The organism is Moorena sp. SIO2C4 (genome assembly GCF_010672485.1).
In the GTDB taxonomy this organism is placed as follows: Bacteria; Cyanobacteriota; Cyanobacteriia; order Cyanobacteriales; family Coleofasciculaceae; genus Moorena; species Moorena producens.
The window spans coordinates 1-6,942 of the sequence record NZ_JAAHGN010000342.1 but is presented as its reverse complement, the minus strand read 5'-3'; the positions used below and the strand labels follow the sequence as shown (position 1 = coordinate 6,942).

Genomic DNA, 6,942 nt, shown 5'->3' with positions numbered 1-6,942 from the left:
TGTGGTGAGTTCCGCAACTTGGACAAGTCCAAGCTCTTACATCAAGCAGCAACTCCTTGATTTGGTAATGACAATTAGAGCAGGTTTTAGAGCTGGGGAACCACCGGTTTATCTCAACCAATACCTTTCCTTCTTTTTCACACTTATAAGACAAGAAGTTTACAAAAGTTCCCCAACCCAGATCAGATATTGCTTTAGCTAATTTGTGGTTACGAACCATGCCCTTGACATTCAGGTTTTCGACTACCACCACTTGGTTGTTGTCAACTATTTTTCTAGACAACTTGTGCAGGTAGTCTTGGCGGACATTTCCAATCTGTTCGTATACCTTAGCTACAATCTTTCTAGCCTTCCTACGTCCATTACTACCCTTCTTCTTTCGGGCAGCAATACGCTGCTTTTTGGCTAATTTTCGTTCGTATTTGGCTAAGTGTCTTGGATTGGCAAATTTAGAGGTCTTTTCGCCATCATAGGTAATAGCAAAATCCTTGATACCTAAATCAATCCCAATAACCTTTCCGTCTGTGGAAGGTTTTACATTGTCTGAGTCGTACTCCATCAGCACAGAAGCGTAGTATTTCCCAGATGGAGTTTTGCTAACTGTAACAGTCTTGATTTCTCCGTCTAGTGGTCGGTGGATTATTGCCTTGACAATTCCTAGTTTTCCAGGAAATTTAAGACAGTCACCTACGCGGCATACACGCTGTGGGTATTGAATTGATTGGCGATGATGATATGATTTAAATCTAGGATATTTGGCTCTCCCCTCAAAAAAGTGATATGCACGGCTAAGATTTAGACTCACAGATTGCAATACTTGAGAGTAGCAATCTTTTAGCCATTCAGTTTCTTTATCTTTTTTGAGTTTTGGTAGTATAGAATTGAGGGCAGCGCGAGACAATCCAAAGCCTGTTTCTTTGTAGGTTTCTATACACTGATTCAGTGCATAATTCCACCACCAGCGAGCACAACCAAAGTGCTGAGCAAGTATATGAATTTGCTCCTGTGTGGGGTAAATTCTGACCTTGACTGCCTGATGTCTCACTGCTTTTACCTTGTTTATCGACCTTATGTACCATTATATATATTTTGTGTTACATTGTCAACCCATTGCTAAATACTCTTGTTCCCATAGCGTGGCCTACGGCAAGGGGTCTATCCATCCCCATCCCTATGCACGGATGGGGATGGATAGACCCCTCTTGCCTCCCAGATTTGTTAAAAATTAGGGTGATGGCAACTGAGATGATTAATCCAGTAACAGGATTGTTACTATTCAGGATTAGCAGCAAACTCAGAGATAAGACTAATACCATCCCAAATAGTAAAGAGATGGTAACACCAGAGGCAAGGGCAAGATTACTGGCAATGCCTTTCATGGCTAACCTGATTCCAGTTTGCGCCACTCTTCCGGCTTTGTGACGGGATTTTGACATGGCTTTCGCTGTTGTTTTTGTTAGGGTTGTTTTTGTTGACTTTGAAGTGAGGGTGGCCAGACATTTTTTTGCCCAATTGCTGACCTGGGAATTTGGGTGATTTTCTAACTTCCGACAGAGGGCGATCGCTTTTTTGTTCTCACCATTGCCGCTATAGGCTTTCACCAGAGCTGCTTGGGCTTGACTATACTCTTGAGAATGGTGATCGCGAGAATGTTGGCAATAGTGGCAATAGTCTTCTAGCCATTGCACCGCCTCTGCATAACGTTTTTGTTGGAGAGCATTTAATCCATTTTCTAGTGACATCGGCGTCTTATGATCATCTCCTAGTTCACTCGGGTCCTACACTTCTATGAACTGTCTATGAACTGTCATTGAAGGTAGTCTGGTCTTGGTTGGGCTTATATAAACTATTCCCATCTAGGGAGAGAGTTTCCTGATTTAGAGTGATTTCGGAAATATAAATTTACTAGAGTTAAGGGAAAATGAGACGACAATAAATAGCGATCGCATTTCCCCATCACAACAGTAACCTCTAGTAAGTAATCAGGGCTAGCTAATCAAGTTATGAAACGTTTTACAAAACTTAATACTTTAGGATCATACTTGAAGGGCGATTACTCTATAGCGTTTCTGATACCTGATCTATTTGAGAAATGCTATAAGCGGGTTTAGAGTCCAGTTTTGGGCGTTGCTGAATCTTCGAATGAATAGGAGTAGAGTGGGCATCCTGCCCGCCCGAAGATTGTAACGGGCAAGATGCCCGTTCCACGCCTGATGCCCATTCCACAAAAGTCTTGAAATCATTCCATTATTAAGCAACGCCCAGTTTTGCGTAAGTCCTGAAAATTTTGCCTACGTCTGCTGCTGTTGCAAATTGCCATGAACGGCTAGCCAAATGCAGGGTGGCTCAGCACTGGTATATTCAACTCGATGCTTTTGATGAGCTTTAATAAATAGATAATCCCCTGCTTTGAGCTTGACACTGGAACCGTCAAGGTAGGCAAGGGTTGCTTGCCCTTGTAAGAGGATTACCCATTCGTCTTGGTCTTGGTCATACCACTCTCCGGTTGGTGTAGTTTGTCCAGTGGAGATGATGCGCTCGATTAATACGCTCTGGCTAGATATCAACGGTTCAAACAGTTCTTCGGTAGGAAGTTCAGGAGGTAAGTTGAAAATGTTAGCTATCTCTTCAGTGTTCATACATCACCTTATGAATCAAGTTCGATGGAGACAACGACCTGTCCGTGATCAGATTGCCAAGTCTCAATTTTCTCTTCACTCAAAGTTTCGTCGATCAGATGATCATTGAAAAGGGAGACATACCCAACTCTGCCAATGCGTTTGGGATTTTGAACCACGAATTCCTGACTAACCAGGATGTGATCTAGGCTCTCGTGGTGGCCATTATGGATGTGGGTGTAGTAGAAGTCACCATAGTTTTGTCGAGCTTGAATGTCTTTGACGTAATACAACAACACATCCCAGATGATCTGCTTTTGCTGAAACCAGAGTTTTCTCAAAGGAGGCTCTCCAGAAACGATTTGAGAGGTTATAGCCAGACCACTATCATTGACATCACCCATAACTATTACCGGATGATCCCTGTGCTGAAGCTTATCCATCAAAATTACCCGCAAAGCTGTTGCTTCAGCTGCTCGGAGGATTAGAGATCTCGCTTGTCCTTTGGCTTGTTCAATTGGGTCGTTGCGGTCTACTCCATCTGGGATGATCGGACGCTTGGACTTGAGGTGAATTACAAAAACTGTACAATCAATCGTGTCACTCAGCTTGAGATGTGCTTCCAACACTGGTCGAGAAAAACGCTTGAGTGGGATGTCTGTTCCTTGGATATCCAGGCATGCCGTAGTGGGAAAATCTTTGATGACGTTGTATTCAAGCACTGGAAACCTGGAGGTCAGGGCAACAACTGGACTTTTACCCGTAGGGTTTGCGAACACAGTGGTGGCATTGTCATAAACTTGGCTCTGAGCCAGTGCTTGTTGGAGAGCTTCTTTATGAAATACCTCTTGAAAGCCAACAATGTCAGCTTTCATCTTCTTCAGTTGTTCAGCGATCCAGCTGGTCTTAAGAGCGTACTCTGTTTGGGTATATATCTTTTTTCTATAGTATAGGACATCTGGTAGCACTAAGTTGCATAGGTTAAAGGTTCCAACTTTGAAACGGTTTCGATTCATGATTCTTATTTGTGCTGAGAATTATTTCTCCAGCTTGGCATTTCCTCAACCTAAGCATATGCGCTACGCGCACGCGTGCGCGTTCAGCTGTCAGCTATCAGCTAATAGGTCCGATGCGTCGAAGCCTGTGCCACACTGTCTTGATGCAAAGCGCGAGTGGGGGAAACCCCCAAGACCAGGCTGCACCTCAAGTAGCGTGCCCATAAGCTGATACGCGACACGCTGACGGCTGATAGCTGAATACTTACAAACGCTATAACCAACACTCCTCAAGGTGAGAGAATAAATTAACCCTCATCCTCCAAATCGATAATACTCCCAAATTCATGCCATCACGACCAACCAGAGTTGGCAGGTGACCCACTGGAGCCCAGATTACGGAAAATGTAAGGTCTTCATAATTTTTCCATCGTCTTCTGAGGTGCAATCCTTTGCGCTGTCGCCATCCCACACTATGACCAAATTGTTGATAAAGCTGAGTTTGATACGCTAATATGTTAGGGAAATAATTACTGCGGGAAATACTGTTTGGGTTGTAATAGGAACTCAAAACATACACGCTTCGGTTGAATTCTAGTTTATCAACGTTATTCTCGTCACTATCAAGTTTTCCCCCAAGCTTCTGCCAAATTTCTTTTTGCAAACTGAAGCCGAATTGCCCACTGCTATACTTTAGCCAAAGCTGCTCAATGGTGTGTAGATCGGTGCAGGGAAAATTCTTGATTGACTCAGGATCGAGATTGTTGTCTTCTTCTCGATCAACTGCTTTAACCATTAGAGCAAAGGTTTCCTGATCGGCTTCTTTCCATTTACCGGCTTTGAGTAAATCTCGCAAGTTAGAGTAGTCTATGCCTTGATCAGAAATGAGTTGGTCAGGTTGGTGTAGGTCAACAGTTATCCCCAACTCTTTGTGTTTTTTATTTAATGTATATTGAACAATTTCAGGAATCTTACCATACCGTTCATAGTTTTCCACAATTTTGCGATACTTGGCTTCGATTTTGCGATACTCACTATCGGGATCATCCTTGGGGTCTTTATTCATTAAAATAGTCAGTAAAATATCCAACCCTTTATTATCGAGAAACAGAGCTGGCTCGATCTGGGGCTTAATAGTCTGGACTTTTTCGGTGGCATAGTTATGTAATTCACGAACATAGATTAAGCCAGCCCCATCTCGGTCTGCTGCACCAGTTTCAATGCCTTCGACTAAGTACTGGGTGTAAAGGGAACAATGAGGTGCTTCCTGTTCAAAAGAGGTTTGTGTAGTTGTGGAGGAGGTGAGAACTGCTCGCCCTGGAGCACTGAGTTCTTCCTTGAGATTGACACTCACAGGTTCTGTCAGCGAACCATCAGCGGAAGCACTATAGTAATCACACTCAAGAATTACTATTTGTTGCTGAGCATCACTACGACTAAATTGCTGGTGTAAAAAAGAAGCGGGTAATGCAGTACCTTCAAGGTTATCTTTAGTCGTGATGCTAGTTGTTAAATACAGTTTACCATCCTGATTAATAATTCCTTGGCCAGAGAAAAAAACTAGGGCTAAGTCATTGACACCACATTGGTCAACTAGGTTCTGAATTGCCTCTTTTAGGTTGACCATATTGGGATTGAGCAGCAAGTCTACCCGATTAAAATCCCCTAGGGTTTTCTCTTGTAAAACTCGCTGCATTGCTTGCACATCATGGGAGGCAGCTTGATGGGTAGTTAAACCTTCTGCATACTGATCAACCGCGATCAGCAGTGCTACTTTCTTAGCCATTTACTTTTTCACTAATGCCATCTATTATCTTCTTATAGCATTTCTAAAATAGGTGAGGTACACAAGTTTTGGATTTTAGGGAATAGGGAATAGGGAATCGGGAATCGGGAATAGGAAAACGGGAATAGGTCAAAAATCCTGTGTACCTCATAAAGAGGAGAACTGCTATATAATAATTAAGGACTGATTAGATTTTCAGATCGTTCCGACTCCCTCGGTGCGCTTACAGTCGTCGAATTAAATTCGCCACGGGTCGCACCGCTCCCGACTCCCTACTAGTCACGGGTCTTGGTTAACCATTAGAATCGATTTAATTTTTCGTTTGATTCGATTTCCGTTTTTGTCCACTCTCCCATAAATGGTTTTGCCGTTATAATAAAGAGCGGAGGAGCTTCCTCCATCTAGATTCATGGCTTTTTCCACCCCAGCAGTTTTCAGGAAGGTAGCTAGGGCCCTGAACGACATACCGGAATTTCTGGGAGCTTCTGGTTTTTGAGCGACCATGACTAACAAAATGCTGCCATCAGGAGTAATACCGACTGCACTTCTAGCATTGAGTCGGCTGCTCCCTAGGGCATCTCGTATGACTTTGCCATTTTCTACAGCTACAAAACCTTCGGTGACTGATGTAATTTGTGGAACCAGCAACGGACCACTGCCTAGGGCATCTAATAATTGACAACCGGGGGGGGTCGGTTCACTGTGTAGGGTAATATCATAGCGGACTGTTGACCCACAACGGTATCGCCGAAATTCTGATCGATTGAGAATTTTATCCATGTAGGGCTGTAAGTTGGGATTTTGGATTAGCCCCTGGTTGTCACGGGGATCTGCTACTAGTTGCCCTTGCTTGATTACGATTGAGGTGGTCTTCTGATTTTTTGGGTCAAAAAAACCGCCGTTGATGGCAGCTACAGCTTGGTGCTTTTGGGCTAAATCTTCTAAGGTGATTAACTGTTCCGATATGGCTGGAGTAACGGAAAATCCACTTTCAGCTGGAATTAATAAGGTATGAACCACACTAAAGTCTAGAGGATGGGATTGGTATTTGATCTGTTTCTGGGGTGGCGAAACATCTGAAGAGAGGGCATCGGGTGGCTGGTGATTCCGGATAGATAACCACCCAATGGCTAAACCAATGGCAATCAAGCTCAGCCCAAGGATTTTTCTCACGTTCTTTTAGAAGCAATAACTATAGCAAAGGGAACAGCGGATCTGGGAGTCGGGAATAGCGATGCAGAGGTGCGACTCCCTATTCCCTTCGCTAAATTACTCAACCAGATGTCACATCATAAAGCATAATCCGATGACCGTCGTAATCGCAGAATGCTTGCTCAGTGAAATTGAGGTTTGGTGGTCTAGTAAAGTAATTGGGCTCAATGGTTTCAAGGCCGAGTTCACGGATTTTCTCAATGGTTAGGGTCAGGTCTTTTACTCTGACCACCAGGGCTAAACGATAGGGAGTGGTAGGGGTGGGTAATTCAATTCCCTTGACTTCGGTCAGGGCTAGGGCTCTAGGTTCGTCTTCTGTACTGAGTGATGA

At 43.7% G+C, this 6,942-nt stretch carries 6 protein-coding genes and 1 pseudogene; all 7 read right to left on the bottom strand.

Translation table 11 applies throughout. The features are described 5' to 3' along the window. Nucleotides 1-1,045, bottom strand: a 1,045-nt coding sequence (locus F6K20_RS18280) for an RNA-guided endonuclease InsQ/TnpB family protein (RefSeq protein WP_287295566.1), incomplete at its 3' end; no start/stop codon positions are given. A 49-nt stretch (nucleotides 1,046-1,094) separates the two neighbouring features. After that, nucleotides 1,095-1,742, bottom strand: a complete 648-nt coding sequence (locus F6K20_RS18275) for a hypothetical protein (protein WP_008179158.1) — start codon at nucleotides 1,740-1,742, stop codon at nucleotides 1,095-1,097. Between the two features lie 549 nt (nucleotides 1,743-2,291). After that, on the bottom strand, nucleotides 2,292-2,639 hold the full coding sequence (locus F6K20_RS18270) for a cupin domain-containing protein (protein WP_008179156.1): 348 nt from the start codon (nucleotides 2,637-2,639) through the stop codon (nucleotides 2,292-2,294). An 8-nt stretch (nucleotides 2,640-2,647) separates the two neighbouring features. Then, the gene (locus F6K20_RS18265; RefSeq protein WP_287252669.1) at nucleotides 2,648-3,634 is read right to left on the bottom strand and encodes an endonuclease/exonuclease/phosphatase family protein; all 987 of its coding nucleotides are present in this window, start codon (nucleotides 3,632-3,634) and stop codon (nucleotides 2,648-2,650) included. 253 nt (nucleotides 3,635-3,887) lie between these two features. Then, the gene (locus F6K20_RS18260; protein WP_008179151.1) at nucleotides 3,888-5,399 is read right to left on the bottom strand and encodes a GUN4 domain-containing protein; all 1,512 of its coding nucleotides are present in this window, start codon (nucleotides 5,397-5,399) and stop codon (nucleotides 3,888-3,890) included. A gap of 279 nt (nucleotides 5,400-5,678) precedes the next feature. Next, nucleotides 5,679-6,572, bottom strand: a complete 894-nt coding sequence (locus tag F6K20_RS18255) for a phosphodiester glycosidase family protein (RefSeq protein WP_008179149.1) — start codon at nucleotides 6,570-6,572, stop codon at nucleotides 5,679-5,681. Between the two features lie 100 nt (nucleotides 6,573-6,672). Next, nucleotides 6,673-6,942: pseudogene (locus tag F6K20_RS18250) on the bottom strand (VOC family protein); the annotation flags it as partial.

Excerpts from the sequence above, each read along its gene's own strand:
- F6K20_RS18275 (WP_008179158.1), bottom strand. The coding sequence starts at position 1,742 with ATGTCACTAGAAAATGGATTAAATGCTCTCCAACAAAAACGTTATGCA.
- F6K20_RS18270 (WP_008179156.1), bottom strand. The coding sequence starts at position 2,639 with ATGAACACTGAAGAGATAGCTAACATTTTCAACTTACCTCCTGAACTT.
- F6K20_RS18265 (WP_287252669.1), bottom strand. The coding sequence starts at position 3,634 with ATGAATCGAAACCGTTTCAAAGTTGGAACCTTTAACCTATGCAACTTA.
- F6K20_RS18260 (WP_008179151.1), bottom strand. The coding sequence starts at position 5,399 with ATGGCTAAGAAAGTAGCACTGCTGATCGCGGTTGATCAGTATGCAGAA.